This window comes from Geodermatophilus sp. SYSU D00697 (genome assembly GCF_054050175.1).
Window position 1 is genome coordinate 128,365 of sequence record NZ_JBJGYV010000001.1, and the last position, 26,567, is coordinate 154,931.

The following is a 26,567-nucleotide window of genomic DNA, read 5'->3' on the forward strand; positions in this document are numbered from 1 at the left end:
TCCCCGCCGTCCGCTCGTCGTTCCGTCCCGGGAAGGGTAGTGGCGCGGGGGACCCGGTCAGTGCGGCTGCACCCCCGAGGAGGGAGACGCCTCCGGGCGCCGGCGGTGCAGGACGACCGGGACCGGGCGGGGGCTGGCCGGGTGCCGGGCGACCAGTCCCTGGTCGAGCCGGGCCTCGGTGAGCCGGCGCAGCTCGGCGTAGGCCGGCGCGCCGAGCAGGGCGGTCAGCTCCGCGGCGTAGGTCAGCACCAGGGGCTCGGGCGACACGTGCGCGGCCGGGGAGCCGGTGCACCACCAGTGCAGGTCGTGCCCGCCCGGTCCCCAGCCGCGCCGGTCGAACTCGCCGATGCTGCTCACCAGCACCCTCGTGCCGTCGGGTCGCTCGACCTCCTCCTGCTCCCGCCGGACCGGCAGCTGCCAGCAGACGTCGGGCTTGGTGAGCAGCGGGTGCAGGTCCTCGCGCAGCGCCATGCGGTGCAGCGCACAGCCCGCGCCGCCGGGGAAGCCGGGGCGGTTGAGGAACACGCAGGCGCCGTCGACCAGCCGGGTGCGCAGGGCCCGCACGCCCCGCTCGTCGTCCTCGTCGTCCGCCTCGGTCCAGGCGCCGCGCCCGACGGGGGCGAGCTGCCAGTCGTCGTCGGTGAGGTCCGCGACGGCGGCGGTGACCCGCGCCAGGTCGTCCTCGTCGGTGAAGAAGGCCCCGTGGCTGCAGCAGCCGTCGTCCGGCCGGCCCTCCACGACGCCGGCGCAGCCGCGGCCGAACACGCAGGTCCAGGCCGAGGACAACCAGGTCAGGTCGGCCCGGACGACGTGTCGCGGATCGGCCGGGTCGGGGAACTCCACCCACTCGCGGGCGAAGTCCAGGGGCACCTCGGGCGGGACGTCCTGCACCGGGCCGAGGGTAGGCGGCACGGGTGGTGTGACCGGGTCCGCGGGGACTCGGTGACCGGACGCGCCGCCCCGCCGTCCCCCTGACGCACCCCCCGTGACCGGCCGGTTCCGTGGGCGACCGGCAGACTGACGGCATGCGGCTCGGGGTGCTGGACGTCGGATCGAACACCGTCCACCTGCTCGTGGTCGACGCCCACCGCGGCGCGCACCCCACGCCGATGCACGACGACCGGTCGGTGCTGCGGCTCGCCGAGCACGTCGGCCAGGACGACGTCCTCTCCAAGGACGGCGAGAAGGCGCTGGTCAAGGCCGTGCGCCGGGCCTGCGACCAGGCCGAGAAGCAGGGCTGCGAGCAGCTGCTGGCCCTGGTGACCTCCGCCATCCGCGAGGCCGTCAACGGGCTGGAGGTCCTCGAGCGGGTGCGCGAGAAGACCGGCGTCGACCTGCAGGTGACCAGTGGCGAGGAGGAGGCCCGGCTGACCTTCCTCGCCGTCCGCCGGTGGTTCGGGTGGAGCGCCGGCCGGCTGCTCGTCCTCGACATCGGCGGCGGCTCGCTGGAGCTGGCCAGCGGCCTGGACGAGGACCCGGACGTCGCCCTCTCGCTGCCCCTGGGCGCGGGGCGGATGACCCGCCACTACCTGCCCGACGCGCGGACGGGCGGGCGTCCGGACCTCTCCGCCCTGGGTGAGCTGGACGCGCACGCCGCCGACCTGCTCAAGCCGGCGGCCAAGAAGCTGCTGGGCGCCGGTCCTCCCGACCTGGTCGCGGCCACCAGCAAGACCTTCCGCACCCTCGCCCGGCTCACCGGTGCCGCGCCGTACTCGGCCGGGCTGCGCGAACCCCGCCAGCTCACCCGCGCCGGGCTGGAGCAGCTGATCGGCTTCGTCGCCCGCATCGAGTCCTCGGCCCTGGCCGAGCTGCAGGGCGTGTCCCCCGACCGCGCCCACCAGATGCCCGCGGGCGCCGTCGTGGCGCACGCGGCGCTGCGGGCGCTGGACGTACCGTCCGTCCGGATCTGCCCGTGGGCACTGCGTGAGGGGGTCATCCTCCGGCGCCTGGACCAGTTGGGGGACGAACGATGACGACCCCGAGGGAGCGTCGCGACGCGCCTCGCAGGGACCCGGACACCGCCGGCCGGCCGCTGGCCGACATCCTCCGGGAGGCCGGTGTCGAGTCGCCCCGGGGCCGGCGCCGCCGGGGCGACGACGAGTACGACACCGGGGTCCGGCAACGGGGGAGCGGGGGCGACCACGGGACCGACCCCGGCGTCCGGCGGCGGGCGGCCGATGCCCGCACCGGCGACACCAGCCGGGTGGGGGAGCGCCGCCCGTCCGGCCGCCGGGTGAGCGACCGCACCGGTGACCTCACGCCGTCCCCCCAGCCCGAGCGCCGCGCGCGGGACGCGGGCCCCTCCACGGCCGCGATCCCCGGCCTGCGGCCCTCCCGCAAGCCCGGTGTGCCGGGGACGACGACCTCCGCGGCGGTGACCTCCGGGGCGGGAGCTCCCGGCGCGGGGCGGTCGACGTCGGCACCCCGCAGCGCGGGACCGGAGACAGGGCCGTCGACCGGGCCCATCCCCGTCGTCCGCGCCGACGACGCGCCGCTGCTCGAGGAGGCGCTCGGCCCACGCGACGGTGTCCTCGCCTGGCTGCGGTTCGGCGGGGAGCTCGTCGTCGCCCTCGCCGCCGGCGTCGGCATCTACTTCCTGTTCACCGTGCTCTGGGAGCTGCTGCCCTACCTGGCCGTGGTGCTGGCGCCGCTGGCCGTGGCCGGGCTGGTCGCCGGTGTCGGGGCCTGGCGCCAGCGCCAGGACAAGGAGCACGCCGGGGCGCGCCTGGTCGGCGTCCTGGTCTTCGCCGGGACGCTGCTCACCATCGCGCCGGCCGCGGGGCTGCTCTCCGCCGGCTGACGAAGGACCCACCGCCCCTCGTCACTCGCACGCTCGCGGCGGGACCCTGCAGAGGGCGACCGCCCTACTCCTCCTCGTCGTCCTCGTCCGGCCCGGCCGCGAACTGCTCGACCATCGCGGCGGTGAAGGCGTCGAGGTCGTCGGGCTTGCGGCTGGTGACCAGGTTGCCGTCGACGACGACCTCCTCGTCGACCCACTTGGCCCCGGCGTTGCGCAGGTCGGTCTGCAGGGACGGCCACGAGGTCATCCGCCGGCCGCGGACGACGTCGGCCTCGGCGAGCACCCACGGGGCGTGGCAGATGGCGGCCACCGGCTTGCCTGCCTCGAAGAACGCGCGCACGAAGGCGACCGCGTCGGCGTCGGCCCGGACGAAGTCGCCGTTGATGACCCCACCGGGCAGCACCAGCGCGGCGTAGTCGTCGGGGTCGGCCGAGCTGACGTCGACGTCGACCTTCTTGGTGTCGGCCTTGTCGATGTGGTCGTAGGCGGTGATCTCACCGGCCTCCAGCGAGACGAGCTCCGGCTCGGCGCCGGCCTCCTCGAGCGCCTGCCACGGCCGGTCGAGCTCCACCTGCTCCACGCCGTCGGTCGCGAGGACGGCCACCTTCATCCCGTCGAGTTCTCCTGCCATGCGGCCGCCGCTACCCCGGCCCCGCAGGCGGCACACGCCCGGCGCACTACGGTTCGGCACGTGCCCGCGCAGCCGCCTCCTCCGGTGCTCCACCTGCTCGGTCGCCGTCTCGGCGCCCTGCTGTCGGCCGTCCCGACGGTGGATGACGCGGTGCGGACGGCGGCCGAGCTGACCGCCTCCGGATCCCCCGTCGCCCTCGAGCACCGGCCCGGTCCCGGGGCCGCGGACCCGGCCGGGGAGCTGCGCGCCCTGGCCACCCGTGTGGCGGAGATCGGGCGGCCCGGCGCGTGCGAGCTGAGCGTGCCGGTCGACCGCCTGGGGGCCGACGCCGCCGAGGTCGCCCGGGCCGCCTCCGCCGCGGGGCTGGGGGTGGCGCTGGAGGGGGACCCGGCCGCCGTCGACGCGCTCGCCGCCGAGCTCCCCCCGGTCACCGTGGTCGTCCCGGCGGGGGCACCCGGTGCCGAGGAGCGCTGCCGGGCGCTCGCCGGCCGCCGGGTGCGGCTGCTCGACCAGCGCGGCGCGGCCGCCGACCTCGCCTTCGTGCGCTGCCTGAACGTGCTGATGGCCGGGCCGGGGCGCCCGGCCGTGGCCACCACCGACCCGCGCCTCGTCGCCATCGCCGGCGAGCGCGCCGCCTGGAACGAACGAGCACCGGACAGCTGGGAGTACGTCATGCCGTGGGGAGTCCACACCGAGCAGCAGCGCCGGCTGGTCGCCGGCGCGTACGGGGTGCGCGTCGCCCTGTCGTCGGGCGAGGGGGCCGCGGGCGCGGTCCTGCGGCGCCTGGTGGGCCGGCCGTGAGCGGGCCGGAGGGCGCCGGCCGCTCGGGTCTGGCCATCATCGGCGGCGGGAAGATCGGCGAGGCGCTGCTGTCGGGGCTGGTCCGCCGCGGCGGCACCGACGGGATCCTGGTCTGCGAGCGGCACCCGGAGCGGGCGGCGGAACTCTCGGGGCGGTACGGCGTGCCCACCGTCGGCCTGGAGGAGGCGGCCGCCCGGGCCCGGGTCCTGCTGCTGGCCGTCAAGCCCCAGGACATCGGCACCCTGCTGGGCCGGCTCACCGACGTCGTCGACGCAGGGCACCTGGTGGTCTCGGTCGCCGCCGGGGTGCCGACCGCGACGATCGAGGCGGCGCTGTCCGACGGCGTCCCGGTCGTGCGGGTCATGCCGAACACCCCCGCGCTGGTCGACGAGGGGATGTCGGTCCTCTCGGCCGGCGCCCACGCCGAGGACGCGCACCTGGACGAGGCCGAGACGCTGCTGGCCGCCGTCGGCCGGGTGCGCCGGGTGCCGGAGTACCAGCAGGACGCGGTGACCGCCCTGTCGGGCAGCGGTCCGGCCTACTTCTTCTACCTGGTCGAGGCGATGATCGACGCCGGCATCCTGCTGGGCCTGCAGCGGGAGCTGGCCGCCGACCTCATCGTGCAGACGGCCCTCGGGTCGGCCGTGATGCTGCGCGACTCCGGCGAGCACCCGGTGCAGCTGCGGGAGGCGGTGACCAGCCCGGGCGGGACGACGATCGCCGCCATCCGGGAGCTGGAGCGGCACGGCGTCCGGGCGGCCCTGATCGCGGCCATCGAGGCCGCCCACGCCCGCTCGGTGGAGCTCGGTCAGCGCACGAAGGACCGATGACCGTACCGCTCGGGGCGAGCGACATGTCGACGATCCGTGACTGCGTCGCGACGTGTCGTCCGCGACGCGCCTAGACACACGTCGACGTAGCTACATAGGTGTAGTTCTGCCCAGGACGGACCGGTCCGCATGTTCGTTTCTTCCATCGCTTCTGTCACGCCAGTCCCCCTACGCTCTGTATCAGCACGTGCGTGTCCCGTAGTCGGTGGGGAAGCCGACGCCCGACGCGTGCTAGGTCCGGAGATGAAGTCATGACCATGCCCCAGCGCAACGCCACCGCCGCCGCCTACGCCCGCGCGGGTGTCCCCGCCCCGCGACCGGTCGGCCGGCCCATCAGCGCCGCCACCATGGCCCGCCCGATCGCACCGGCCCACCCCGCCGCCATGCCGGTCGGCCGGCCGGCCGTGCCGGCCCCGCGTTCGGCCGTCACCTTCCTCACCGTCGCCGAGGTCGCGAGCATGATGCGCGTCTCGAAGATGACCGTGTACCGCCTCGTGCACGCCGGCGAGCTCTCCGCCGTCCGCGTGGGGCGCTCGTTCCGCGTGCCCGAGCGCGCCGTGCAGGACTACCTGCGCGAGGCCTACACCGACATCGCCTGAGAGAGGACCTCCCTGCAGGGAGGCCCTCGCACGGGTCGACGTGACGTCGACCGGTGCCCTCGCCCCACCCCCTCGGGGGCAACACCGCACTCCGGCCGGCTCCCGCGGCAGCGTCGCCGCGGGGGCGCCGGGTACGCTCGGTCGCCGAGCGACGCCGGGCCGGTCCGGGCGTCGCACACGAGCTGATCACCACTCGCGCGGCGCCCGACGTGACCTCCCGGTCACCGGCGGACGCCGCGCGGCGACGACGTCGGGAGCACGACCATGGGTTCGGTCATCAAGAAGCGCCGCAAGCGGATGGCGAAGAAGAAGCACCGCAAGCTGCTCAAGAAGACGCGCGTCCAGCGGCGCAACAAGAAGTGAGCTGACGCTCGTGCCGCCCGCCGTCGTCCTGGTCACCGGTGTGAGCCGGTGGTTGGGTGGTGCGCTGGCGGCCGAGCTCGCTCGCGACCGCTCCATCGAACGGGTCATCGGGGTCGACACCGTCCCCCCGTCGCCGGAGGTCCTCCGGCGCCTCGGCCGCACCGAGTTCGTGCGGGCCGACATCCGCAACCCGCTGATCGGCAAGGTCATCGCGACGGCCTCGGTCGACACGGTCGTGCACATGAACATCAGCTCCACACCTGCCGGCAGCGGCGGCCGGGGGCCGATGAAGGAGCTCAACGTCATCGGGACGATGCAGCTCCTGGCGGCCTGCCAGCGGGCCTCCTCGGTGCGCCGGTTCGTGCTCAAGTCCAGCAGTGCCGTCTACGGCGCCTCCTCGCGCGACCCCGCCGTCTTCACCGAGGCCATGCAGCCCCGGCGGGTCCCCTCCGGCGGGTTCGCCAAGGACAGCCTCGACATCGAGGGCTACGTCCGGTCCTTCGCGCGCCGTCGCCCCGACGTGGGTGTGGCGGCGCTGCGGTTCACCAACTTCATCGGGCCGCGCATCGACTCGCTGCTCACGCACTTCCTGCGCATGCCCGTGGTCCCCACGGCGCTGGGCTACGACGCCCGGGTGCAGCTGCTGCACGAGGACGACGCCCTCGCCGTGCTGACCCGGGCCACCACGGGCGACTTCGCCGGGACGGTCAACGTCGGCGGGGAGGGCACCCTGCTGCTGTCGCAGGTCATCCGCCGGCTCGGCCGGCTCCAGGTGCCCCTGCCCTCCCCGACCCTGGGGACCGTGGGCCGGCTCGGCCGGCGCTTCGGTCTCGTCGACTACTCGCCGGAACAGATGCGATTCCTCAACTTCGGCCGCGTGGTCGACACGACCGTCCTCCGCGAGGAGTTCGGGTACACCCCGCGCCACACGACCGAGCAGGCGCTCGCCGACTACGCGGCGACCGTGACGCCGGTGGTCTCCCCGGACCTCGTCCGCGGGGTGACCGACACGGCCCGCACCCTGGTGCAGCGGGTGGGCGCGACCGCGGGGGCGGTCGGCCAGCGGCTGCGCCCGGCCCCGTCGGCTCCCGACCTGCGGGCGGTGCGCGATGCCTGAGGCCCGCGTGATCCCGCTGCGGCCCGAGGACGACGAGCCGCGCGTCCACCGGACGGCGTCCCCGACGTGGGAGGAGCAGGTCGCCGGCGGCCTGGAGTTCCTCCGCCGGCGGGTGACCGGCGACTACGACACCGATGAGTTCGGCTTCGACCCCGACCTCACCGACCACGTGCTGCTCCCGCTGCTGCGGCCGCTGTTCAACCGCTGGTTCCGGGTGGAGACCCACGGCGTGGAGAACGTCCCGGCCACCGGCGGCGCGCTCGTGGTGGCGAACCACTCCGGCACGCTGCCGGTCGACGCGCTCATGACGACGGTGGCGCTGCACGACGACCACCCGGCCCAGCGGCGGCTGCGCCTGCTCGGCGCCGACCTGGTGTTCGACCTGCCGGTCGTCGGCTCGCTGTCGCGCAAGATGGGCTCGACGCTGGCCTGCAACGAGGACGCCGAGCGGCTGCTCACCGAGGGCGAGCTGGTCGGCGTGTTCCCCGAGGGCTTCAAGGGCATCGGCAAGCCCTTCCGGGAGCGCTACACCCTGCAGCGGTTCGGCCGGGGCGGTTTCGTCACGGCGGCTCTGCGCACGGGAGTGCCGATCGTCCCCTGCGCGATCGTCGGCGCCGAGGAGATCTACCCGATGATCGGCAACGCGAAGACCCTCGCGCGGCTGTTCGGGCTCCCGTACTTCCCGATCACGCCGACCTTCCCGGCGCTCGGCCCGCTGGGACTGCTGCCCCTGCCCTCGAAGTGGCACATCGCCTTCGGCGAGCCCATCGAGACGGCGTCCTACGGCCCCGGTGCGGCCGAGGACCCGATGCTGGTGTTCAACCTCACCGACCAGGTGCGCGAGACCATCCAGCAGTCGCTCTACCAGCTCCTGCTGCAGCGCAGCTCCGTCTTCGGCTGACGCCGCGACGAGTGGGGGCCGGAGGCCTCCGCGAGGAGGGGCGGTCGGGGCTCAGCGCCGTGGGGGACGGCACCTGGCCGCGGTGTCGCCCGGAGGGCGACGGTGCCATCGCTCACCAGGGGAACTTGTTGCGGCGGCGGAGGGCGAGCCCGCCTCCGACGAGCGCGCCGGAGACCGCGGCGGCCGCCACCGTGGGGACGCCGATCTTGGCCGCCTTGCGCCCGGTGCGGAAGTCGCGGATCTCCCAGCCGCGGGAGCGGGCCACCGCGCGCAGCTCGGTGTCGGGGTTCACCGCGACCGCGGTGCCGGTGAGGGTGAGCATCGGCAGGTCGTTGGAGCTGTCGCTGTAGGCGGTGGAGCGGGAGAGGTCCAGGCCCTCCCGCTCGGACAGGGCGCGCACCGCCTCGGCCTTGGCCTCCCCGTGCATCAGCTCCCCGACCAGCCGGCCGGTGTAGTGACCGTCGACGACCTCGGCGACGGTGCCCAGCGCACCGGTGAGGCCCAGCCGGTGGGCGATGATGCTGGCCAGCTCCACCGGGGTTGCCGTGACCAGCCAGACCCGCTGCCCGGCGTCGAGGTGTCTCTGCGCGAGCACCCGCGTGCCGGCCCAGATCCGGTCGGCCATGAGCTCGTCGTAGATCTCCTCGCCGGCCTGGACGATCTCCGCGACCGGTCGGCCGGCGACGAAGGCCAGCGCGTTCTCGCGGATGGTGTGCATGTCGTCGGCGCTCTCGTTGCCGGCGATCCGGAACTTCGCCTGCTGCCACACGAACCGCGCCAGGTCGCGGCTGGTGAAGTACTTGCGGGCGGCCAGGCCGCGGGCGAACCAGAACAGCGAGGCGCCCATCATCATCGTGTTGTCGACGTCGAAGAAGGCCGCGGCGGTGAGGTCCGGGACGACGGCCGGTGCCGGCTCGACCTCGGCCGCAGCGGCCGACGCGGCCCCGGCGACGTGCGCCCGCGTCTCCTCGTCGGGCAGCTGGGCAGCGTTCCGTGCGCGGCGGCTGCGGAAGGGCAGTCCCGGCACTCCGACCTCCCCCTGTCGGCCCCGGGGAGCCCGGCGTTCGGCCGGGCGGCCCGGGGCGGTTGGCCTGTCCCTGGACCCTAGTGGCGGCCCGGAGGCGTCGCGGACAGGGGCTCAGCAGATCAACGGCGGGATGCAGATCGGCAGCGGCGTGTCGATCAGCGGCGGCCGGGGCGGCGACGGGGACGCCGGAGGCTCCTCGGGAGGGCCGCCGACCGGCGGCAGCGGGACCGGCAGCGACGGCCGCCCCGGCTCCGACGGCCGCCCCGGCTCCGACGGCCGCCCGGCGTCCGGGGGCCGCGGTGCGGCCGACGGGGCCTGCCCGACGCCCCTGCCCGGGGTCGCCGTGCTGCCGGTCACCGTGGTGGCCTCCCGTGCGGGTGGCGCGGGTGTCGGGGAGGGGGCGACATCGCCGTCGGGGACGCCGGGTGCGGGCTGCCCGCCGTCCGGGGCGGGGAGGGAGCCGCCGCCCCCGGACGGGCCGCCACCCGACGGAGCGGGGGCGGACGGACCGGGCGCGGGGAGCTCGGCCGGGCACGGCACCGGCACGGGGCCCAGCGGGTCGGTGCCGTCGGTGGCCGGCCCGCCCGGGCAGGCGAGCGCCGCCTGCAGGCCCGCGGCCCGCGCGCCGACCGCGGCGAGCAGGTCCACCGACTGCTGCAGGTCGGTCGTGGCGCCACCGGGCACGCCGGACCGCAGCGCGGTCAGGCCGGTGCTCTGCCGCGCGGCCCAGCCGGCCAGCTCGTCGACCGCGGCGGCGTCCGGGCCGGCCACGGCGCGGGTGGTGAGCAGCGCGGCGCCCTCGGTCGTCTGGGCGTCCATGGTGTCCAGAACGTCGACCACGACGTCGGCCGCACCCGCGCCCGACAGCGCATCGAGCTCCTCGAGCCGGGTCGTGGCGAACTGCAGCAGGGTGAGGCCCCGGTCGTCGCCGGCCAGCGCCAGCTGCGTCTGCTCGGTGCCCCGCTTGAGCCCGTAGAGCACGTCGCCGGGCCGGGCGTCGTCGGCCAGCGCGACGAGCGTCCCCAGCGCGGTCACGGTGAGCGCGGCCCCGGCCAGCCCCGCGGTCAGCCGGGTGCGCCAGGGCCGGGCGGCGTCGTCGGCCCGGACGGCCAGCAGCCGCCGCAGCCGCGAGCGGGCGGCCGGTTCCGGGGTGCGGACGGCGGCCATGGCCACCAGCCGCTCGCGCGTCGCGGCCCGGAAGGCGGGATCGGGTGCGTCGTCCAGCGCGGAGGTCAGGGCCTGCAGCCGCGCCACGGTCGCGGCCTCCTGCGCCCGGACGACGGCACGACGCGGCCGCGCGGGGGCGGGTCCGTCCTGCGTGTTCACCGGGGGCCTCCGGAGGGTCGGGCGGGGGTGCGGGGTCGGCGCGCCGTGCCGCGCCCCTCCCGCCCCAACGAGGCGGCGGGCGCGGCCGATACGGGACACCGGCGGATGACCGGGTGGGGAGTCACCGCAGCCCCTCCGGCACCAGCCGGGCCAGCCGTCGCACGGCACGGTGCTGGAGGGCCTTGATCGCGCCCTCCTTCTTCCCCATGACCGCCGCGGTCTCCGCCACCGACAGCCCCTGCAGGAAGCGCAGCGAGATGCACTCCTGCTGCTCGCCGCCCAGCTGGCGGATGCAGGCCAGCAGCTGCTCGTTGGCGAGCTGCTGCACGACCGCGTCCTCGGGACCGTCGGTGGCCCGGTCGGCGTCGCGCATGTCGGCCGTGGTGACCTCCAACCGGTACCGGCTGCTCTTCACGTGGTCGAGGACGATGTTGCGGGCGATCGTCACCAGCCAGGCGCCCACGTCACGGCCCTGGAAGGACAGGGAGTCGATCCGGCGCAGCGCGCGCACGAAGGTCTCGCTGGTGACGTCCTCGGCCAGGGCGCGGTTGCCCACCCGGTGGAACACGTAGCGGTACACCACCGGCACGTAGTGGTCGTAGAGCCGGCCGAACGCCTCGGCCTCGCCCTCCTGGGCCTGGCGCACCAGGGCCCAGACGTCGACCGTCGGCGGCGGGACCGTCGCTGCCGCCTGCGCGAGCTCGTCGGCGATGCCGGCCTCGTCCTCGGCGACGGCGTCCCCCGGCGGGAGGGCGTCCGGTGTCCGGGCTCCGGTCTCGGCGGCGGGGCGTGGGTGCGGGGTGGGGCGTGGGTGCGGCGTGGGGCGCGACCTGCCCCCGGGACCCCCGTCCGGCCCGCCGGGGACGAGTGCGGGGCGCTCCTCCAGGCGGCGCGGCTGGAACATGCGGGCGTCGGTCCTCCTCGTCGGCCCGCCGGTGCCGGATCGGCTCCCTCGGGGTGCCCCGGGCCTGGTCAGGACGTCGGGCGGTGCTGCGGGGCTGCGCTCATGGTGACAACATCGTCGCAGCCCGTCCACGTCATCCGGTGACGGAGTGTCCGGATGCCCTTCCTGTGGGTCGTGGGTCGGAGGACCGCCCCGACGGAGGAGGTGTCCGTGTCCGAGGCAAGCGAGCCGGGCTCGTCGCTGGCCGCGCTCGTGCGGGCCGCTGCCCGCACTCGACCGGAGGCCCCCGCGGTGGTCGCGGGGGAGGAGCGGCTGAACTGGGCCGAGCTGGACGCACAGGTCGACCGGGCGGCCGCCGGCTACGCCGCCCGGGGGCTGCGGCCGGGGGAGCGGGTCGCCGTCCAGCTGCCCAACAGCGCCGACTGGCTGCGCGCCAGCCTCGGTGCCCTGCGGGCCGGGCTGGTCGTCGTCCCGGTGAACACCGGCTACACCGACCCGGAGCTGGAGTACGTGCTGGGCGACTCCGGCGCGTCCCTGCTCGTGTCCGCCGGCGCGCGCGAGCCGGTCGCCGGGGTACCGGTCGCGGCCGGTCCACCCGTCGGGGACGCGGACCCGCCCGAGGTGCCCGAGGACGCGGCCACGCTGTCGTTCCTGGCCTACACCAGCGGCACCACCGGCCGCCCGCGCGGGGCGATGCTGCCGGCCGCGGCGCTGCGCGCGAACCAGCGGCAGTGCCTGGCGATGGAGCCCGCGCCCGTCCGGCCCGACGACCGCGTGCTCCTGGTGCTGCCGCTGTTCCACGTCTACGGGCTCAACGCCGGCTTCGGCCTGGTCGCGGCGACCGGCGCCTGCGCCGTGCTGGTGGAGAGCTTCGACCCGGCTGCGACCCTGGCGCTGATGGCCCGCGAGGAGGTCACCGCCGTCCCGGGCGCGCCGCCGATGTACCAGGCCTGGCTGGCGGCGGCCGATGCCGCGGGCTCCGACGCGGACCTCCGCCGGGCCTTCGCCGCGGTCCGGATGGCCTCCTCCGGGGCCGCGCCCCTGCCGCGGGAGGTGTGGACGGCGATGCGCGAGCGCGCCGCGGTGACCGTCTGGGAGGGCTACGGCCTGACCGAGGCGTCCCCGGTGGTGGCCAGCACGCTGGCGACCGGGCGGGCCAAACCCGCCTGCATCGGCAGGGCCGTCCCGGGGGTGGAGCTGCAGCTGCGCGACACCGCCCTGCACGAGCCGGAGGAGGACGCGGGCGAGGCCGGTGACGGCGGGCCCGGGGAGATCTGGGTCCGCGGGCCCAACCTGTTCCCCGGCTACTGGCCCGACGGCGCCGACGGCCCGGACGCCGAGGGCTGGCTGGCCACCGGCGACCTGGCCTACACCGACGAGGACGGCGACCTGCACCTGGTCGACCGGCGCAGCGACCTCGTCCTGGTCAGCGGCTTCAACGTCTACCCCGCGGAGGTGGAGCGGGTCCTCGACACGCACCCCGCGGTGGCGGAGAGCGCCGTGATCGGCGTCCCCGACCCCCGCACCGGGAGCGCGGTGCGCGCGGTCGTGGCGCTGCGGCCGGGGCGGGAGGTCACCTTCGAGGAGCTGCGCGACCACGCGGCGGCCTCCCTGGCGCGGTACAAGGTGCCGACGTCGGTGCACGTGCTCGGCTCCCTGCCGCACTCGCTGACGGGCAAGGTCAGCCGCGCGCGGCTGCGCGAGCTCGGCCTGATGCGGCCGGACGAGGACGCCGGCGGCGGACCGGCGGGGACGGGAGGCGGGACGTGAGCGGACCCGGAGGCGGACCGCGGCTGCAGCTGCTCACCCGGGTGGACTGCCACCTCTGCGCGGACGCGGCCACCACGCTGGAGCAGATCGCCGCCGAGGCGGGGCTGGTCACCACGACGGTCGACGTGGACTCCGACCCGGAGCTGCAGGCCGAGTACGGCGACCGGGTGCCGGTGGTCCTCCTCGACGGCCGCGAGCACTCCTACTTCTCCGTCGACGTCCCGAGGCTGCGCAGGGACCTGGGGCTGCGCTGATCCCCGCGGGCCCTCCGGTGTCACCCGGCCGGGGCCCCTCCGGGCGGTCCTTGCTATGGTCTCCACCACAGCAGGGCTCGTCTGCGCTGGGCAGAGGCCGACCCGGCCCCCGGCGACTTTGTTCCTGCGTTCACAAGCGGTTACCGTGGCGGACGCCGGGCGGCAATCCGCCCGGGTCCCCGATGTCGTTCGACCGCCTCCGGCACCCGCCGGACGTACGGGCGCGACCGCTGTGGAGCAGGCACATGACCGAGCTGGCGAGGTCGTGCGGAGACACAGCTCCTCTGGACGCGGGGTCGACGAGCGCCAGCGAGGAGAGGCCCGTGTCCCCATCGCGGCCCCGGATCCCGGAGGCCACCGTCGCGCGCCTGGCCGTGTACCTGCGGGTGCTCACCGGCCTGGCCGACGGCGGTCGCGGCACCGTCTCCTCCGGCGAGCTGGCCTCCGCGGCCGGGGTCAACCCGGCCGGGTTGCGCAAGGACCTGTCCCACCTCGGCCCCTGCGGCGTGCGCGGGGTCGGCTACGACGTGGCCACCCTGCGCGACCGCATCGCCCAGGTGCTCGGCGTCGAGCGCTCCCGCGCCTGCGTCCTGGTCGGGATCGGCAACCTGGGCACCGCGCTGGCCGACTACGCGGGCTTCGGCAGCCGCGGGTTCCGGTTCGTCGGCCTGTTCGACGCCGCCCCGACCCGGGTGGGCCGGCGGATCGGCGGCCAGCCGGTCCGGCCCATGGAGGAACTCGACGACGTGGTCGCCACGACGGCGGCCACGATCGGGGTCATCGCGACACCGGCCGAGGTCGCCCAGTCGGTCTGCGACCGGCTGACCGCGGCCGGGGTGAGGAGCATCTTGAACTTCGCACCGGTGGCGCTGTCCGCGCCCGCGGGGGTCGACGTCCGTCAGGTCGACCTCTCCGTCGAGCTGCAGGTCCTCGCCTTCCTCGGCCAGCAGCGCTCCGCCGCCGCGCCCGCCGTGGAGGTGATGGCATGAGCCTCCTCGCGGTCGGCGTGAGCCACCAGACCGCCCCCGTCGCCCTCCTCGAGCAGTTCGCGATGGGTGCCGACGACACGGTCAAGGCGCTGCACGAGCTGGTCGGCAGCGACCACGTGAGCGAGGCGATCGTGCTGGCGACCTGCAACCGGGTCGAGGTCTTCGCCGAGGTGGACCGGTTCCACGGCGGTGTCGCCGACGTCAGCCGGGTGCTGTCCCGGCAGGCGGGGGCCACGGTCGAGGAGCTCTCGCCGTACGTGACGGTCCACTACGAGGACCAGGCGGTCACCCACCTGTTCACCGTCGCCGCCGGCCTGGACTCGATGGTCGTCGGCGAGACGCAGGTGCTCGGCCAGCTGCGCAACGCCTACGCCCTCGCCCGCGAGCAGGGCACCGTCGGCCGCGCCCTGCACCCGGTCGCCCAGCGGGCGCTGCGCGTCGGCAAACGGGTCCACTCCGAGACCGGCATCGACAAGGCCGGCGCCTCGCTGGTGTCGGTCTCCCTCGACCACGCCGAGGAGCGCATCGGCTCCCTGCAGGGCCGCCCGGCGCTCGTCGTGGGAGCGGGATCGATGGGTGCGCTGGCCGCGACCACCCTGGCCCGGCGCGGCGCCGCGGTCACCGTGAGCAGCCGCACGCCGGCGCACGCCCAGCGGCTGGCCACCGCCGTCGAGGGCTGCGCCGCCGACCTGTCCCGGCTCCCCGAGGAGATCGCCGCCGCCGACGTGCTGGTCACCTGCACCGGCGCCCGCGGCCTGGTGATCGGCACCGAGGTGGTGTCCGCCGCGATGGCCGGCCGCGTGCACCGCCCGCTGGTGGTCGTCGACCTGGCCCTCCCGCGCGACGTCGACCCCGGCGTCGCCGCCGTCCCCGGCGCGCACGTCGTCGACCTGGCGCTGCTCCAGGGCGAGCGCAGCGCCGAGGGGGTCTCGGCGGCCAGCCCGGTGGCGGCCGACGACGTCGCCGCGGCGCACGTCCTCATCGAGGCCGAGACCGCGTTGCTGCGCGCCGAGCGGCAGGCCGCCGCGGTCGCGCCGACGGTCTCCGCGCTGCGCAGCCAGGCCGCCGAGGTGGTCGACGCCGAGCTGCTGCGGCTCTCCGCCCGGGTGCCCGACCTCGACGCCCGCGCCCGCAACGAGGTCGCCCGCACGGTGCGCCGCGTGGTCGACAAGCTGCTGCACGAGCCGACGGTACGGGTCAAGGAGCTGGCCAGCGCGCCGGGCGGGGTGGACTACGCCGACGCGCTGCGGGCGCTCTTCGGCCTGGGGATCGACGCCGAGGTCGCCCCGGAGCGGGCCAACCTCGCCGAGGCGGTCACCGTCGACCCCGACGAGCTGCGGCAGGGCGGTGGTCCCGCGTGACCGAGCTCGCGAGGTCGCCCGTGGGTACGGCGACCACGACGTCGACAGCGCCGTTGCTGCTGGGCACGCGGGCCAGCCAGCTGGCGACCACGCAGTCCCAGGCGGTCGCCGACGCGATCACCGCGGCCAGCGGCGTGCCGGTCCAGCTGGTGCACATCAGCACCGAGGGGGACCGGTCCTCGGCGGCGATCGCCCAGCTCGGCGGCACCGGCGTCTTCGTCGCGGCGATCCGCCGGGCGCTGCTCGAGGGCACCGTCGACGTCGCCGTCCACAGCTACAAGGACCTGCCCACGCTGCCCGAGCCCGGCCTCGCCGTGGCCGCCGTCCCGCCCCGGGAGGACCCGCGCGACGCGCTCGTCGCCCGCGACGGGCTGACGCTCGGCGAGCTCCCGCCCGGAGCCCGCGTGGGCACCGGCGCCCCGCGCCGGGTCGCCCAGCTGCGCGCCCTCGGCCTCGGCCTGGATGTCGTGCCGATCCGGGGCAACGTGGACACCCGCATGGCGCGGGTCGTGCCGGGCGACCTGGACGCCGTCGTGCTGGCCCGCGCCGGGCTGACCCGGCTGGGCCGGCTGGATGCCGTGACCGAGACCCTCGACCCGCTGCAGGTGCTCCCGGCACCCGCGCAGGGTGCGCTGGCCGTGGAGTGCCGGGCCGACGACGTCCGCACCCGCGAGCTGCTCGCCGCCCTGGACGACCCGGCGACCCGCGCCTGCGTGGTCGCCGAGCGGACCACGCTCGCCGCGCTCGAGGCCGGCTGCAGCGCGCCGGTCGCCGCCTACGCCGAGCTGGCCGAGGGCGAGGAGGGCCCCGAGCTGTTCCTCCGCGCCTCGGTGACGGCGCTGGACGGCAGCGACGGCGTCCGCGGCTCGACCTCGGGGCCACCGGCCGAGGCCGAGCGGCTCGGCCGCGAGCTCGCCGCCGAACTGCTCGACCGCGGCGCCGCCGAGCTCATGGCGGCGTCCCGATGACCCGCTCCCCCCGCGCCGGGCAGAACGCCCCGGCCTCCCCCCGAACCCCCGCACACCAGCCCTTCCGGGCTCAGAACAGGAGCACGCGATGACGCGCTTCCGCAAGCAGAACGGCGGGACGGCCGGCACGGTCGTCTTCGTCGGCGCCGGCCCGGGCGACCCCGGGATGCTGACCGCCCGGGCGACCGCGGCGCTCGCCGAGGCCGACACGGTCCTCGTCGACGCCGACGTCCCGGCCGCGCTCACCGACGCCGTCCGCGAGGAGCGTCCCGGGCTGGAGCTGACCACCGTCACCGGTGAGCCGGCCGAGGTCGCCAAGACGGCGGTCGCGGCGGCCAAGAGCGGCGGCACCGTCGTCCGCCTGGTCGCCGGTGACCCGTTCACCTCCGATGCCGCGGTCAAGGAGGTGCTCGCCGTCGGCCGCTCGTCAGTGGGCTTCGACGTCGTCCCCGGCGTCGCGCCCGCCACCGCCGTCCCCGCGTTCGCCGGGGTCGCCCTCGGCAGCACCGCGGTCACCGCCGACCTGCGCGGCGGCGAGGCCGACCTCGCCGCGCTCGCGGCCGCGGCCAAGCGCCTCGACGCCCCGCTGGTCCTGCAGGGCAGCGCCGAGGACCTCCCCGACGCCGCGGCGCGGCTGGTCGAGGGCGGGCTCTCCGGCAGCACGCCGGTCGTGGTGACCACCGGCGGCTCGGGCACCGGCCAGAAGAGCGTCGTCGCCAAGCTGACCGCCGTGGCGGAGAAGACCGCCGGGCTCGACGCCGTCGCCGGGCCGGTCGTGGCGACCGTCGGGTCGGCCGTCGACAAGCGCGGCAAGCTGTCGTGGTGGGAGAGCCGGCCGCTGTTCGGCTGGCGGGTGCTCGTCCCGCGCACCAAGGACCAGGCCGGCGAGATGAGCGACCGGCTGCGCGCCTACGGTGCGGTGCCGGTCGAGGTGCCGACCATCGCCGTCGAGCCGCCGCGCAGCCCCGCGCAGATGGACCGCGCCATCAAGGGCCTGGTCACCGGCCGCTACGGCTGGATCGTCTTCACGTCGGTGAACGCGGTGAAGGCCGTCCGCGAGAAGTTCGCCGAGCTCGGCCTCGACGCCCGGGCGTTCGCCGGCGTCAAGGTCGCCTGCGTCGGTGAGCAGACCGCCGAGGCGGTGCGGGCCTTCGGCATCGCGCCGGAGCTGGTGCCGGCCGGCGAGCAGTCCAGCCAGGGCCTGCTGGCCGACTTCCCGGAGTACGACGACGTCCTCGACCCGATCGACCGGGTGCTGCTGCCGCGCGCCGACATCGCCACCGAGACCCTCGCCGCGGGCCTGAAGGAGCGCGGCTGGGAGATCGACGACGTCACCGCCTACCGGACCGTCCGGGCCGCTCCGCCGCCCGCCCCGGTCCGCGAGGCGATCAAGGGCGGCGGCTTCGACGCGGTGTGCTTCACCTCGTCGAGCACCGTGCGCAACCTGGTCGGCATCGCCGGCAAGCCGCACGCGAAGACCGTGGTCGCGGTGATCGGCCCGCAGACGGCCGCCACCGCGCAGGAGTTCGGCCTGCGGGTCGACGTCCAGCCGGAGACCGCCGCCGTCGCCCCGCTGGTGGACGCCCTGGCCGCGTTCGCCGCGGCTCGCCGGGCCGAGGAGGAGGGCGACCCCAAGTGAGCAGCGGAGCGACCCCCGGGTTCGCGCGCGGGCGCCGGCTGCGGTCGACGCCCGCGCTGCGGCGGCTCACCGCGCAGACGCGGCTGGCGCCGGCGGACTTCGTGCTGCCGGTCTTCGTCAAGCAGGACATCACCGAGCCGGTGCCGATCTCCTCGATGCCCGGCGTCGTCCAGCACACGCTGGACTCGCTGCGCAAGGCCGCGCACGAGGCGGCCGAGGCCGGCATCTCCGGGCTGATGCTCTTCGGCATCCCCGCGGACAAGGACCCGGTCGGCTCGCAGGCCGACGCCGCCGACGGGATCGTCAACGTCGCGCTGCAGCAGCTGCGCGCCGACCTCGGCGACGAGCTGGTGCTCATGGCCGACCTGTGCCTGTGCGAGTACACCGACCACGGGCACTGCGGCGTCGTGACCCCGGCCGGCGTGGTGGACAACGACCCCACGCTGGACCGCTACGCGGCGGTGGCGATCGCCCAGGCCCAGGCCGGCGCCCACCTGGTGGCGCCCAGCGGGATGATGGACGGCCAGGTCGCGGCGATCCGCGCGGGGCTCGACAGCGCCGGGTTCACCGAGACGCCGGTCCTCGCCTACGCCGCCAAGTACGCCTCGGGCTTCTACGGCCCGTTCCGCGAGGCCGCCGAGGGCGCGCCGCAGTTCGGCGACCGCTCGACCTACCAGATGGACCCGCCCAACGCCGACGAGGCGCTGCGCGAGGTCGCGCAGGACCTCGCCGAGGGCGCGGACGCGGTCATGGTCAAGCCCGCGCTGCCCTACCTGGACATCGTCGCCCGGGTCGCCGACGCCGTCGACGTCCCGGTCAGCGCCTACCAGGTCAGCGGCGAGTACGCGATGCTCGAGGCGGCCGCCGCCAACGGCTGGGTGGACCGGCAGCGGGCGATCCTGGAGACGCTCACCGCCATCCGCCGGGCCGGCGCCGGCACCGTGCTGACCTACTGGGCGGTGGAGGCCGCCCGCTGGGTGCGGTGACCCCGTACGTCGAGCCCGGGGGCTCCTGGCGGCCGTTCTGGCTGGCCGCCGGGGTCCTCGGGCTCCTCGCCGTCCTGGACCTGGCACTGCCGGGCCTGGACCTGCCCTGGCCGCTCGCCGTCATCGTCCTGGGCGCCGTCGCCGGGCACACGCTCATGGCCCGCCGGGCCGGGACGGTGCGGGTGGACGACGAGGCGCTCTCCGTCGGCCGCGAACGGGTGCCGCTCGCCGACGTCGACGTCGCCCACCTGCGCGCCGTGGCCGCGGGGACGGCGGGGGTGGACGCCGGTGCTCCCGTGCTCGGCGGCACGGCATCGCTGCCGCGCGGGCGGGCCGGGCTGCCGCTGCGGCTCGTCGACGGGCGCACCGTGCTGGTCCCCACCCGCGACCCGGCCGCACTCACCACCGCGCTGATCGCCGCTGTGACCGACGCCCCCGACGGGCACCCGGACAGGAGAGGGACACTGGGGTCGTGACCTCGCTGGACAGCCCCCCGTACGCCTACGAGGCCCCCACGTCGGCCGACCTGTTCGCCCGCGGGCAACGGGTGACCCCGGGCGGGGTGAACAGCCCGGTCCGTGCGTTCCGCGCGGTCGGTGGCACCCCGCGGTTCATGGTGTCGGGCCGGGGCGCCTACCTCACCGACGCCGACGGGCGCCGGTACGTGGACCTGGTCGCCTCGTGGGGACCGCTGATCCTCGGCCACGCCCACCCCGCGGTCGTCGAGGCGGTCACCGCCGCCGCCCGCCGTGGGCTGACCTTCGGCGCCCCGACCGAGGGCGAGCTGGAGCTGGCCGAGGAGATCATCGCCCGGATGCCGCCGGTGCAGCGGGTGCGGCTGGTCAACTCCGGCACCGAGGCGGTGCTGTCGGCGGTGCGGCTGGCCCGGGGCGTCACCGGCCGGCCGCTGCTGGTCAAGTTCGCCGGCTGCTACCACGGCCACGTGGACTCCCTGCTCGCCTCGGCCGGCTCCGGGGTGGCCACCCTGGGCCTGCCCGACACCCCCGGCGTCACCACGGGCGCGGCGGCCGACACCGTCGTCCTGCCCTACAACGACGTCGCCGCCGTCGAGGCCGTCTTCGCCGAGCGGGGCTCGGAGATCGCCGCGGTCATCAGCGAGGCCGCGGTGGGCAACATGGGCGTCGTCCCGCCGCTGGACGGGTTCAACGCCGAGCTCCGGCGGATCACCGCCCGGCACGGGGCGCTGCTCATCCTCGACGAGGTCATGACCGGCTTCCGCGTCTCGCGTTCGGGCTGGTACGGCCTCGACCCGGTCGACGCCGACCTGTTCACCTTCGGCAAGGTCATGGGCGGCGGGCTGCCCGCCGCCGCGTTCGGCGGCCGCGCCGACCTCATGGACCACCTGGCGCCGGCCGGGCCGGTCTACCAGGCCGGGACGCTGTCGGGGAACCCGGTCGCGGTCGCCGCCGGGCTCACCACGCTGCGGCACTGCACCGACGAGGTCTACACCCGCTGCGACGAGGTCGCCGCGACCCTGCGCGGCGCGGCCAGCGCGGCGCTGTTCGCCGCCGGCGTCCGCCACCGGGTGCAGCAGGCCGGGTCGATGTTCTCGGTCTTCTTCGTCCCCGACGAGCGGCAGGTGCGCGACTACGACGACGCCCGCTCCCAGGACGCCGCCCGCTACACCGCCTTCTTCCACGCGATGCTCGCCCGCGGGGTCTACCTGCCGCCGTCGGCGTTCGAGGCGTGGTTCGTGAGCGCGGCCCTGGACGACGAGGCCGTGAACCGGGTGCTCGACGCGCTCCCGGCCGCGGCCCGCGCCGCCGCGGCCGCCGAGCCCGCCACCGCGCCGCCCGCCGAGGACCCCGCCGAGATGAGCACCTGATGGCCCCGTCACGGGGGCAGACCACCGTCGTCCACCTGCTGCGCCACGGCGAGGTCTTCAACCCCGACAAGGTCCTGTACGGCCGGCTGCCCGGTTACCGGCTGTCGGACACCGGCGAGGCGATGGCACTGGCCGCCGCCGAGTGGTTCGAGGACAAGGACGTCACCCACCTGGTGTCCAGCCCGCTGGAGCGCGCGCAGCAGACCGCCGTGCCGATCGCGAAGGTGCTGGACCTGCCGGTGACCGTCGACGAGCGGCTCATCGAGGCGGGCAACGCCTTCGAGGGGCTGCGGGTCGGCGTCGGGGACGGCGCGCTGCGCCAGCCTCAGCACTGGTGGAAGCTGCGCAACCCCTTCCGGCCCTCCTGGGGCGAGCCCTACGTGGAGATCGCCGCCCGGATGCTGGCCGCCGTCGAGGCCGCCCGCGACGCCGCCCGTGGCGCGGCCGCGGTCTGCGTGAGCCACCAGCTGCCCATCTGGACGCTGCGGCTGCACCTCGAGGGATGCCGCTTCGCGCACGACCCGCGCCGCCGGCAGTGCGGCCTGGCCAGCGTCACCTCGCTCACCTACGACGGCGACCGGTTCGTGGGGCTCTCCTACGCCGAGCCGGCCGGCGCCACCGACCCTGACGCGGTCCCCGGCGCATGAGGTCCACCCCACGACGACGCTCCGCCGGCGCTCCACGCCGCCGCGGTGGCCCCGGGATGAGTCACCTGCTCGGGGTCCTGGCCGGGGCGGTGCTCCTCGCCGGGTGCTCCACCGGGGCGAACGCGGTCGACGTCAACAACGGCGGCGAGTTCCGCTTCGTCGCGGGCACCCCGGCCGGGGAGGTCATCCCCGAGGGTGAGCGGGCCGCCGCGCCGGACTTCTCCGGGACCCTGCTGGGCGGGGGCGAGTTCTCCTCGAACGAGCTGTCCGGGGACGTCGCCGTCCTCAACTTCTGGGGCTCCTGGTGCCCGCCCTGCCGGGTGGAGACCCCCGAGTTCCAGGAGGTCTACGCCGACGTCCGCGACCGGGGCGTCGCGTTCCTCGGGCTGAACGTCAAGGAGACCAGCGAGCAGTTCGCGCAGGCCTTCGTCGACAGCGAGGGCATCGAGTTCCCCTCCCTCTACGACCCCCGCGGCGAGGTCGCGCTGGCCTTCCGGGACTACCCCGCCAACGCGATCCCGTCCACGATCGTGCTCGACCGGGACGGCCGGGTGGCGGCCGTCTACACCGGTGAGGTCGCGCAGGAGGACCTGCGCGCCGTGCTCGACCGGCTGCTGGCGGAGGAGGGCTGATGGGGGAGACCTTCAGCGGCCTGGTGACCGACGGCCCGCTGCTCGTCGCCGCCGGGGTGGCCGCCCTGGTCGGGCTGGTCAGCTTCGCCTCGCCGTGCGTCCTCCCGCTGGTGCCCGGCTACCTCTCCTACGTCACCGGCCTGGCCGGCGCCGGCGCGCGTCCTCGCGCCGCGGCCCCGACCCCTGTGGGCGGCGGGACGGCGACCGCGGTGCGCACCGAGGTCGACGAGCGCTCGCCCCGCGGCCGGATGGTGCTCGGCGCGCTGCTGTTCGTCCTCGGCTTCACCGTCGTCTTCGTCGCGTTCGGCGCCGCGTTCGGCGGGCTGGGCCGGCTGCTGCTGCAGCACGCCGACGTCCTCACCCGCGTGTTCGGCGTCGTCACGATCGTCATGGGGCTGGCCTTCCTCGGCTGGCTGCCGTTCCTGCAGCGCACCGCCCGGCTCTCGGCCCGCCCGGTCGCCGGGCTGGCCGGGGCGCCGCTGCTGGGCGTCGTCTTCGGCCTCGGCTGGACGCCGTGCCTGGGGCCCACGCTCGCCGCGGTGAACTCGCTGGCCTACGTCGAGGCGACCGCAGGGCGCGGCGCCCTCCTCGGCGTCGCCTACTGCCTGGGGCTGGGGGTGCCCTTCGTCCTGGTCGCCCTCGGCGCCCGGTGGGCCCTGGGCACGACGTCCTTCCTGCGCCGGCACGCGCGCACCGTCACCCGCATCGGCGGCGCGCTGCTGCTCGTCGTCGGCGTCCTGCTGGTCACCGGCGCGTGGACGGAGATGATGGGGTGGCTGCGGTCCTGGCTGGCCGCCACCGGCCTCGCGGAGACCTCGCTGTGACCGTGACCGCCCCGGCGGGGGCGGGCGGGGGGGCCCCGCCCCCCCCCCCCCCCCCCCCCCCCCCCCCCCCCCCCCCCCCCCGCCCCAGCCACCGGCCCGCCCCTCGCCCGGACGGCGCGCGCTGAACCTGGCGCTGCGCTGGTGGCGCCGGCTCACCGCCATGCGGACGGCGATCATCCTGCTGTTCCTGCTGGCGCTGGCCGCCATCCCCGGGTCCCTGTTGCCGCAGCGGTCGCTGAACCAGAACAACGTGCGCCAGTACTTCGTCGACCACCCGACGCTCGCGCCGTGGCTGGACCAGCTGTACCTGTTCGACGTCTTCAGCTCGCCGTGGTTCGCCGCGGTCTACCTGCTGCTGTTCGTCTCGCTCATCGGCTGCGTCGTCCCGCGGCTGGTCGAACACGTCCGCGCGCTGCGCGCGGCCCCGCCGCCGGCACCCCGCCGGCTGCTGCGGCTGCCCGACTCCGCCGAGTTGGCCACCCCGCTGGCCGGCCCCGCCGCCCTCGACGTGGTCGAGGAGGAGCTGCGGGTGCTCCGCTTCCGGGTGGTCCGCCGGGACGGCGCGGTGTCGACCCCGCCGGGTCCTGCGGCAGCCGGGCCGGAGTTGTCGGCCGAGAAGGGGTTCTGGAAGGAGTCGGGGAACATCCTGTTCCACCTCTCCCTGGTCGCCCTGCTGCTCGGCCTGGCCGGCGGCAAGCTCTGGGGGTACGAGGGCAGCATCCTGGTCACCGAGGGCCAGGGGTTCTGCAACTCCTTCCAGCAGTACGACACCTACTCCGCCGGCCCGCTGGTCGAGGGCGCCGACCTCACGCCGCTGTGCGTCGACCTCGACGACTTCCGCGCCGAGTACGAGGAGGACCTCACCGCGTCCTCCTACACCGCGGACGTCTCCTACGGCGCTCCCGGCGAGGAGGGCCGGACGACGACGATCGGCGTCAACGACCCGCTGCGGATCGACGGCGACCGCGTCTACGTCACCGGCCACGGCTACAGCCCCCGGTTCACGGTCACGCTCCCCGACGGCCAGGTCTTCGAGGGCGTCTCGGCGCCCTTCCTCCCCACCGACCAGTCGACGCTGGCCAGCGAGGGCGCGCTCAAGCTGCCCGATCTCGGCGCCGGGGTCGAGGACCAGCTGGCCATCCAGGGCTTCTTCGCCCCGACCGGCGTGCTCCAGGGCGGCATCCTGACCTCGGTCGACCCGCGGCCGCTGGACCCGCAGGTCGCGATCCTGGCCTTCCAGGGCTACCTGGGCCTGGACTCGGGCCTGCCGCAGTCGGTGTACTCGCTGGACCAGAGCCAGATCGACCGTGGCCGGCTGACCGAGGTGGGCCGCGCCAACCTCGCGGTGGGGGAGACCCTGACGCTGCCCGACGGCACGGCGATCACCTTCGACGGCGTCGCGCAGTTCGCCGCGCTGCAGTTCTCCCACGACCCCGGCCAGGTGTGGGTTCTCGGCGCCGCCGTCAGCCTGCTGGTCGGGCTGCTGGCCCTGCTGCTGCTGCGCCGCGAGCGCTTCTTCGCCCGGGTCGGACCGGCCCTCGGCGGCGGCGGTACCGTGCTGACGGTCGGCTCGCTGACCAGGGGTGGCGGCGAGAGCGCCACCCGGTTCGCCGAGCTGACCGGCCGCCTGCGGGCGGCGCTCGACGAGCGCGCCCCCACGACTCCCGCCCCGTCGTCCGGCGGGGTCCGCACCGGAACCGGAGGCTCCCCGAGTGCCCGTTGACCAGTCGCTGGCCGAGCTGTCGGACTCGCTCTTCTCGATCACCGTCGCGCTCTACTCGGTGGCGGTCGTCGCCTTCTCCGCGCAGCTGGCCTTCGGTCGCCGGCCGGCCCGCGAGCTGGTCGCCACCGGCGTCGGTGCGAGCGCTCCCGGGGTGCACGGCGACGCGCCGGCGCCCCCCGTCGCGCAGCGCAGCGCCCGCTGGGGGCTGGTCGGCGTCGGCCTCACCGCGGTGGGCGCGGTCGTGCACGCCGGTGTCCTGGTCGCCCGGGGGATGGCCGCCGGGCGGCTGCCCTGGGGCAACATGTACGAGTTCGCCACCGCCGTGGTCCTCATCGGTGTGGTGGCCTTCCTGGTGCTGGCCGTGCGCGTGCCCGGTGTCCGCAGCATGGGCGCCTTCGTGCTCGCCCCCGTGGTGCTCTCGCTCGTCGCGATCGGGCTGTTCCTCTACGCCGAGGCCGGGCCGCTGGTCGCCGCGCTCCGGTCGAGCTGGCTGGCGGTGCACGTCAGCACCGCGATCATCGGCTTCGGCGTGTTCTTCGTCAGCGGCATCGCCAGCGTCCTCTACCTGCTGCGCGTCCGGCACGACGCCCGCGGGGGGCACGGTGGGACGTCGGTGCTCGACCGGCTGCCCTCGGCGGCGACGCTGGACCGGGTCGCCCACCGCACCGTCGTCTTCGGCTTCCCGATCTGGACCTTCGCGGTCATCGCCGGCGCCATCTGGGCCGAGAGCGCCTGGGGCCGGTTCTGGGGCTGGGACCCCAAGGAGACCTGGGCGTTCATCGCGTGGGTCGTCTACGCCGGCTACCTGCACGCCCGGACGACGGCCGGCTGGCGGGGCCGCCCGGCGGCGTGGGTCGACGTCGTGGGCCTGCTCGTGATGGTGTTCAACCTGCTCTACGTGAACATGGTCTCGACCGGCCTGCACAGCTACGCCGGGGTCAGCTGAGCGTCCCCGCACCCCTCCGTCGGGATGACACGCCCGGGATCCCGGCGCCCGGCGACGTGACGCGGGGCAGCGCGCGTGCTTCCATGCGCGCATGACGCGAAACGGGGCGGTCCGCCATGGGTAGGCACGCGGCCGCCGACGGCGCCGCTGTCCACCCCGTCGTCGCCGCGGCGCTGGCCCGGCGGGCGGAGGGGATGCCCTCCGGGCGGCACGGGGACCTGCGCGCCGAGGGCACGCGCAGCAACGTCGGCTGGCCCGCGCGGACCGACGAGGGCCCGTCCACCGGGGGGAGCACCGGATGGCCGGGCGGCATGACCGACCCGGCCCCGCAGCGGCCACCCGCCGCACCGGCGCGGCCGCGCGGCTGGCGACGCTTGTTCGGGTCGCGGGCGGCCTGACGGCCCCGTCCGGAGGCCCGCCGCGAGCCTGCGGGGGTCCTCCAGGGGTCCTTCCAGGGGTCGTTCAGGCGGGGGAGCCGTCGTCCCGCCGGGCGCGGCGCTCCAGTTCCCGCAGGAAGTCCGGGTCGTCGTCCGGGGCCATCGGCCGCACGTCCCGCTGCGGCCGGGGACGAGGCCGGCGCGGCGCGCGGACGCCGCCGCTCCCGCCGGGACCCTGCGCGGCCGCGCGCATCACCAGGACGACCACGGCGATCGCCACCACCAGCACCACCACGAAGGCCATGG

The 26,567-nt window shown here is 76.0% G+C and carries 29 protein-coding genes; 23 read left to right on the top strand and 6 right to left on the bottom strand.

From position 1 onward, the window contains the following. Window positions 1-57: 57 nt before the first annotated feature. Complete coding sequence (locus tag ACI79C_RS00635) at window positions 58-891, bottom strand: hypothetical protein (protein WP_456943681.1); 834 nt, start codon at window positions 889-891, stop codon at window positions 58-60. Between the two features lie 134 nt (window positions 892-1,025). On the opposite strand from ACI79C_RS00635, the gene ACI79C_RS00640 reads away from it, so the two are divergent. Both ACI79C_RS00640 and ACI79C_RS00645 read left to right on the top strand, forming a co-directional pair. Beyond that, complete coding sequence (locus tag ACI79C_RS00640) at window positions 1,026-1,973, top strand: Ppx/GppA phosphatase family protein (protein ID WP_456943682.1); 948 nt, start codon at window positions 1,026-1,028, stop codon at window positions 1,971-1,973. Then, on the top strand, window positions 1,970-2,800 hold the full coding sequence (locus ACI79C_RS00645; protein WP_456943683.1) for a hypothetical protein: 831 nt from the start codon (window positions 1,970-1,972) through the stop codon (window positions 2,798-2,800). Before ACI79C_RS00640 ends, ACI79C_RS00645 begins: the two co-directional genes overlap by 4 nt. Window positions 2,801-2,864: 64 nt before the next feature. On the opposite strand, the gene ACI79C_RS00650 is transcribed toward ACI79C_RS00645, so the two are convergent. Beyond that, window positions 2,865-3,431, bottom strand: a complete 567-nt coding sequence (locus ACI79C_RS00650; RefSeq protein WP_456943684.1) for a type 1 glutamine amidotransferase domain-containing protein — start codon at window positions 3,429-3,431, stop codon at window positions 2,865-2,867. Window positions 3,432-3,491: 60 nt separating this feature from the next. On the opposite strand from ACI79C_RS00650, the gene ACI79C_RS00655 reads away from it, so the two are divergent. The 6 genes from ACI79C_RS00655 (at window position 3,492) to ACI79C_RS00680 (ending at window position 8,042) form a co-directional block, all read left to right on the top strand. Further along, the gene (locus ACI79C_RS00655) at window positions 3,492-4,232 is read left to right on the top strand and encodes a hypothetical protein (RefSeq protein ID WP_456943685.1); all 741 of its coding nucleotides are present in this window, start codon (window positions 3,492-3,494) and stop codon (window positions 4,230-4,232) included. Then, window positions 4,229-5,062 (top strand): pyrroline-5-carboxylate reductase, encoded by an 834-nt coding sequence (gene proC / locus ACI79C_RS00660; protein WP_456943686.1) that lies wholly within the window; start codon window positions 4,229-4,231, stop codon window positions 5,060-5,062. The genes ACI79C_RS00655 and proC overlap by 4 nt, the downstream gene beginning before the upstream one ends. Before the next feature lie 251 nt (window positions 5,063-5,313). Further along, on the top strand, window positions 5,314-5,661 hold the full coding sequence (locus ACI79C_RS00665) for a helix-turn-helix domain-containing protein (RefSeq protein ID WP_456943687.1): 348 nt from the start codon (window positions 5,314-5,316) through the stop codon (window positions 5,659-5,661). A gap of 264 nt (window positions 5,662-5,925) precedes the next feature. Continuing rightward, window positions 5,926-6,024: a 30S ribosomal protein bS22 gene (locus tag ACI79C_RS00670; protein ID WP_012854759.1), complete on the top strand. Its 99-nt coding sequence runs from the start codon at window positions 5,926-5,928 to the stop codon at window positions 6,022-6,024. Between the two features lie 10 nt (window positions 6,025-6,034). Then, window positions 6,035-7,141 (top strand): NAD-dependent epimerase/dehydratase family protein, encoded by a 1,107-nt coding sequence (locus ACI79C_RS00675; RefSeq protein ID WP_456943688.1) that lies wholly within the window; start codon window positions 6,035-6,037, stop codon window positions 7,139-7,141. Continuing rightward, window positions 7,134-8,042, top strand: coding sequence for a lysophospholipid acyltransferase family protein (locus ACI79C_RS00680; RefSeq protein WP_456943689.1), 909 nt, complete (start codon window positions 7,134-7,136; stop codon window positions 8,040-8,042). Before ACI79C_RS00675 ends, ACI79C_RS00680 begins: the two co-directional genes overlap by 8 nt. 112 nt (window positions 8,043-8,154) lie before the next feature. Here the strand turns inward: ACI79C_RS00680 and ACI79C_RS00685 are convergent, their stop codons facing one another. From ACI79C_RS00685 to ACI79C_RS00695, 3 genes are all read right to left on the bottom strand, one after another. Next, a complete protein-coding gene (locus ACI79C_RS00685) occupies window positions 8,155-9,069 on the bottom strand; it encodes an HAD family hydrolase (RefSeq protein ID WP_456943690.1) in 915 nt (304 codons plus the stop codon). Window positions 9,070-9,180: 111 nt separating this feature from the next. Then, window positions 9,181-10,395 (bottom strand): DUF5667 domain-containing protein, encoded by a 1,215-nt coding sequence (locus tag ACI79C_RS00690; RefSeq protein ID WP_456943691.1) that lies wholly within the window; start codon window positions 10,393-10,395, stop codon window positions 9,181-9,183. A gap of 121 nt (window positions 10,396-10,516) precedes the next feature. Continuing rightward, window positions 10,517-11,299, bottom strand: coding sequence for a sigma-70 family RNA polymerase sigma factor (locus tag ACI79C_RS00695; protein WP_456943692.1), 783 nt, complete (start codon window positions 11,297-11,299; stop codon window positions 10,517-10,519). 210 nt (window positions 11,300-11,509) lie between these two features. On the opposite strand from ACI79C_RS00695, the gene ACI79C_RS00700 reads away from it, so the two are divergent. The 15 genes from ACI79C_RS00700 (at window position 11,510) to ACI79C_RS00770 (ending at window position 26,282) form a co-directional block, all read left to right on the top strand. Beyond that, complete coding sequence (locus tag ACI79C_RS00700; RefSeq protein ID WP_456943693.1) at window positions 11,510-13,069, top strand: AMP-binding protein; 1,560 nt, start codon at window positions 11,510-11,512, stop codon at window positions 13,067-13,069. After that, window positions 13,066-13,323, top strand: a complete 258-nt coding sequence (locus ACI79C_RS00705) for a glutaredoxin family protein (protein ID WP_456943694.1) — start codon at window positions 13,066-13,068, stop codon at window positions 13,321-13,323. Before ACI79C_RS00700 ends, ACI79C_RS00705 begins: the two co-directional genes overlap by 4 nt. 323 nt (window positions 13,324-13,646) lie before the next feature. Beyond that, window positions 13,647-14,312, top strand: coding sequence for a redox-sensing transcriptional repressor Rex (locus tag ACI79C_RS00710; RefSeq protein ID WP_456943695.1), 666 nt, complete (start codon window positions 13,647-13,649; stop codon window positions 14,310-14,312). Continuing rightward, window positions 14,309-15,673, top strand: a complete 1,365-nt coding sequence (locus ACI79C_RS00715; RefSeq protein ID WP_456943696.1) for a glutamyl-tRNA reductase — start codon at window positions 14,309-14,311, stop codon at window positions 15,671-15,673. Before ACI79C_RS00710 ends, ACI79C_RS00715 begins: the two co-directional genes overlap by 4 nt. A 20-nt stretch (window positions 15,674-15,693) precedes the next feature. Then, window positions 15,694-16,641, top strand: a complete 948-nt coding sequence (hemC, locus tag ACI79C_RS00720; RefSeq protein WP_456943697.1) for a hydroxymethylbilane synthase — start codon at window positions 15,694-15,696, stop codon at window positions 16,639-16,641. Window positions 16,642-16,729: 88 nt separating this feature from the next. Further along, window positions 16,730-18,280 (top strand): uroporphyrinogen-III synthase, encoded by a 1,551-nt coding sequence (locus ACI79C_RS00725; protein ID WP_456943698.1) that lies wholly within the window; start codon window positions 16,730-16,732, stop codon window positions 18,278-18,280. Next, window positions 18,277-19,266, top strand: coding sequence for a porphobilinogen synthase (hemB, locus tag ACI79C_RS00730; protein WP_456943699.1), 990 nt, complete (start codon window positions 18,277-18,279; stop codon window positions 19,264-19,266). Before ACI79C_RS00725 ends, hemB begins: the two co-directional genes overlap by 4 nt. Continuing rightward, window positions 19,263-19,742: a hypothetical protein gene (locus tag ACI79C_RS00735; protein WP_456943700.1), complete on the top strand. Its 480-nt coding sequence runs from the start codon at window positions 19,263-19,265 to the stop codon at window positions 19,740-19,742. The genes hemB and ACI79C_RS00735 overlap by 4 nt, the downstream gene beginning before the upstream one ends. Beyond that, complete coding sequence (gene hemL, locus ACI79C_RS00740) at window positions 19,739-21,112, top strand: glutamate-1-semialdehyde 2,1-aminomutase (protein ID WP_456943701.1); 1,374 nt, start codon at window positions 19,739-19,741, stop codon at window positions 21,110-21,112. The genes ACI79C_RS00735 and hemL overlap by 4 nt, the downstream gene beginning before the upstream one ends. After that, entirely contained in the window at window positions 21,112-21,759 is a 648-nt protein-coding gene (locus ACI79C_RS00745; RefSeq protein WP_456943702.1) for a histidine phosphatase family protein, read from the top strand. Before hemL ends, ACI79C_RS00745 begins: the two co-directional genes overlap by 1 nt. A 56-nt stretch (window positions 21,760-21,815) precedes the next feature. Continuing rightward, window positions 21,816-22,391: a TlpA family protein disulfide reductase gene (locus ACI79C_RS00750; protein ID WP_456943703.1), complete on the top strand. Its 576-nt coding sequence runs from the start codon at window positions 21,816-21,818 to the stop codon at window positions 22,389-22,391. Beyond that, window positions 22,391-23,215 carry a cytochrome c biogenesis CcdA family protein gene (locus ACI79C_RS00755; protein ID WP_456943704.1) on the top strand — a complete coding sequence of 275 codons (825 nt, stop codon included), beginning with the start codon at window positions 22,391-22,393 and terminating at the stop codon, window positions 23,213-23,215. The genes ACI79C_RS00750 and ACI79C_RS00755 overlap by 1 nt, the downstream gene beginning before the upstream one ends. Before the next feature lie 160 nt (window positions 23,216-23,375). Continuing rightward, window positions 23,376-24,938: a cytochrome c biogenesis protein ResB gene (gene resB / locus ACI79C_RS00760; RefSeq protein ID WP_456943705.1), complete on the top strand. Its 1,563-nt coding sequence runs from the start codon at window positions 23,376-23,378 to the stop codon at window positions 24,936-24,938. Beyond that, complete coding sequence (ccsB, locus tag ACI79C_RS00765; protein WP_456943706.1) at window positions 24,928-25,884, top strand: c-type cytochrome biogenesis protein CcsB; 957 nt, start codon at window positions 24,928-24,930, stop codon at window positions 25,882-25,884. Before resB ends, ccsB begins: the two co-directional genes overlap by 11 nt. Window positions 25,885-26,000: 116 nt before the next feature. After that, a complete protein-coding gene (locus ACI79C_RS00770; RefSeq protein WP_456943707.1) occupies window positions 26,001-26,282 on the top strand; it encodes a hypothetical protein in 282 nt (93 codons plus the stop codon). 64 nt (window positions 26,283-26,346) lie between these two features. Here the strand turns inward: ACI79C_RS00770 and ACI79C_RS00775 are convergent, their stop codons facing one another. After that, window positions 26,347-26,565, bottom strand: coding sequence for a hypothetical protein (locus tag ACI79C_RS00775; protein ID WP_456943708.1), 219 nt, complete (start codon window positions 26,563-26,565; stop codon window positions 26,347-26,349). Between the last annotated feature and the right edge of the window lie 2 nt (window positions 26,566-26,567).

Coding starts and splice junctions, on each gene's coding strand:
- ACI79C_RS00645 (WP_456943683.1), top strand. CDS start 1,970: ATGACGACCCCGAGGGAGCGTCGCGACGCGCCTCGCAGGGACCCGGAC.
- ACI79C_RS00665 (WP_456943687.1), top strand. CDS start 5,314: ATGACCATGCCCCAGCGCAACGCCACCGCCGCCGCCTACGCCCGCGCG.
- resB (WP_456943705.1), top strand. CDS start 23,376: ATGCGGACGGCGATCATCCTGCTGTTCCTGCTGGCGCTGGCCGCCATC.
- ACI79C_RS00670 (WP_012854759.1), top strand. CDS start 5,926: ATGGGTTCGGTCATCAAGAAGCGCCGCAAGCGGATGGCGAAGAAGAAG.
- ACI79C_RS00640 (WP_456943682.1), top strand. CDS start 1,026: ATGCGGCTCGGGGTGCTGGACGTCGGATCGAACACCGTCCACCTGCTC.
- ACI79C_RS00695 (WP_456943692.1), bottom strand. CDS start 11,299: ATGTTCCAGCCGCGCCGCCTGGAGGAGCGCCCCGCACTCGTCCCCGGC.
- ACI79C_RS00750 (WP_456943703.1), top strand. CDS start 21,816: ATGAGTCACCTGCTCGGGGTCCTGGCCGGGGCGGTGCTCCTCGCCGGG.
- ACI79C_RS00755 (WP_456943704.1), top strand. CDS start 22,391: ATGGGGGAGACCTTCAGCGGCCTGGTGACCGACGGCCCGCTGCTCGTC.
- ACI79C_RS00775 (WP_456943708.1), bottom strand. CDS start 26,565: ATGGCCTTCGTGGTGGTGCTGGTGGTGGCGATCGCCGTGGTCGTCCTG.
- ACI79C_RS00770 (WP_456943707.1), top strand. CDS start 26,001: ATGGGTAGGCACGCGGCCGCCGACGGCGCCGCTGTCCACCCCGTCGTC.
- ACI79C_RS00715 (WP_456943696.1), top strand. CDS start 14,309: ATGAGCCTCCTCGCGGTCGGCGTGAGCCACCAGACCGCCCCCGTCGCC.
- ACI79C_RS00680 (WP_456943689.1), top strand. CDS start 7,134: ATGCCTGAGGCCCGCGTGATCCCGCTGCGGCCCGAGGACGACGAGCCG.
- ACI79C_RS00725 (WP_456943698.1), top strand. CDS start 16,730: ATGACGCGCTTCCGCAAGCAGAACGGCGGGACGGCCGGCACGGTCGTC.
- ACI79C_RS00650 (WP_456943684.1), bottom strand. CDS start 3,431: ATGGCAGGAGAACTCGACGGGATGAAGGTGGCCGTCCTCGCGACCGAC.
- ACI79C_RS00745 (WP_456943702.1), top strand. CDS start 21,112: ATGGCCCCGTCACGGGGGCAGACCACCGTCGTCCACCTGCTGCGCCAC.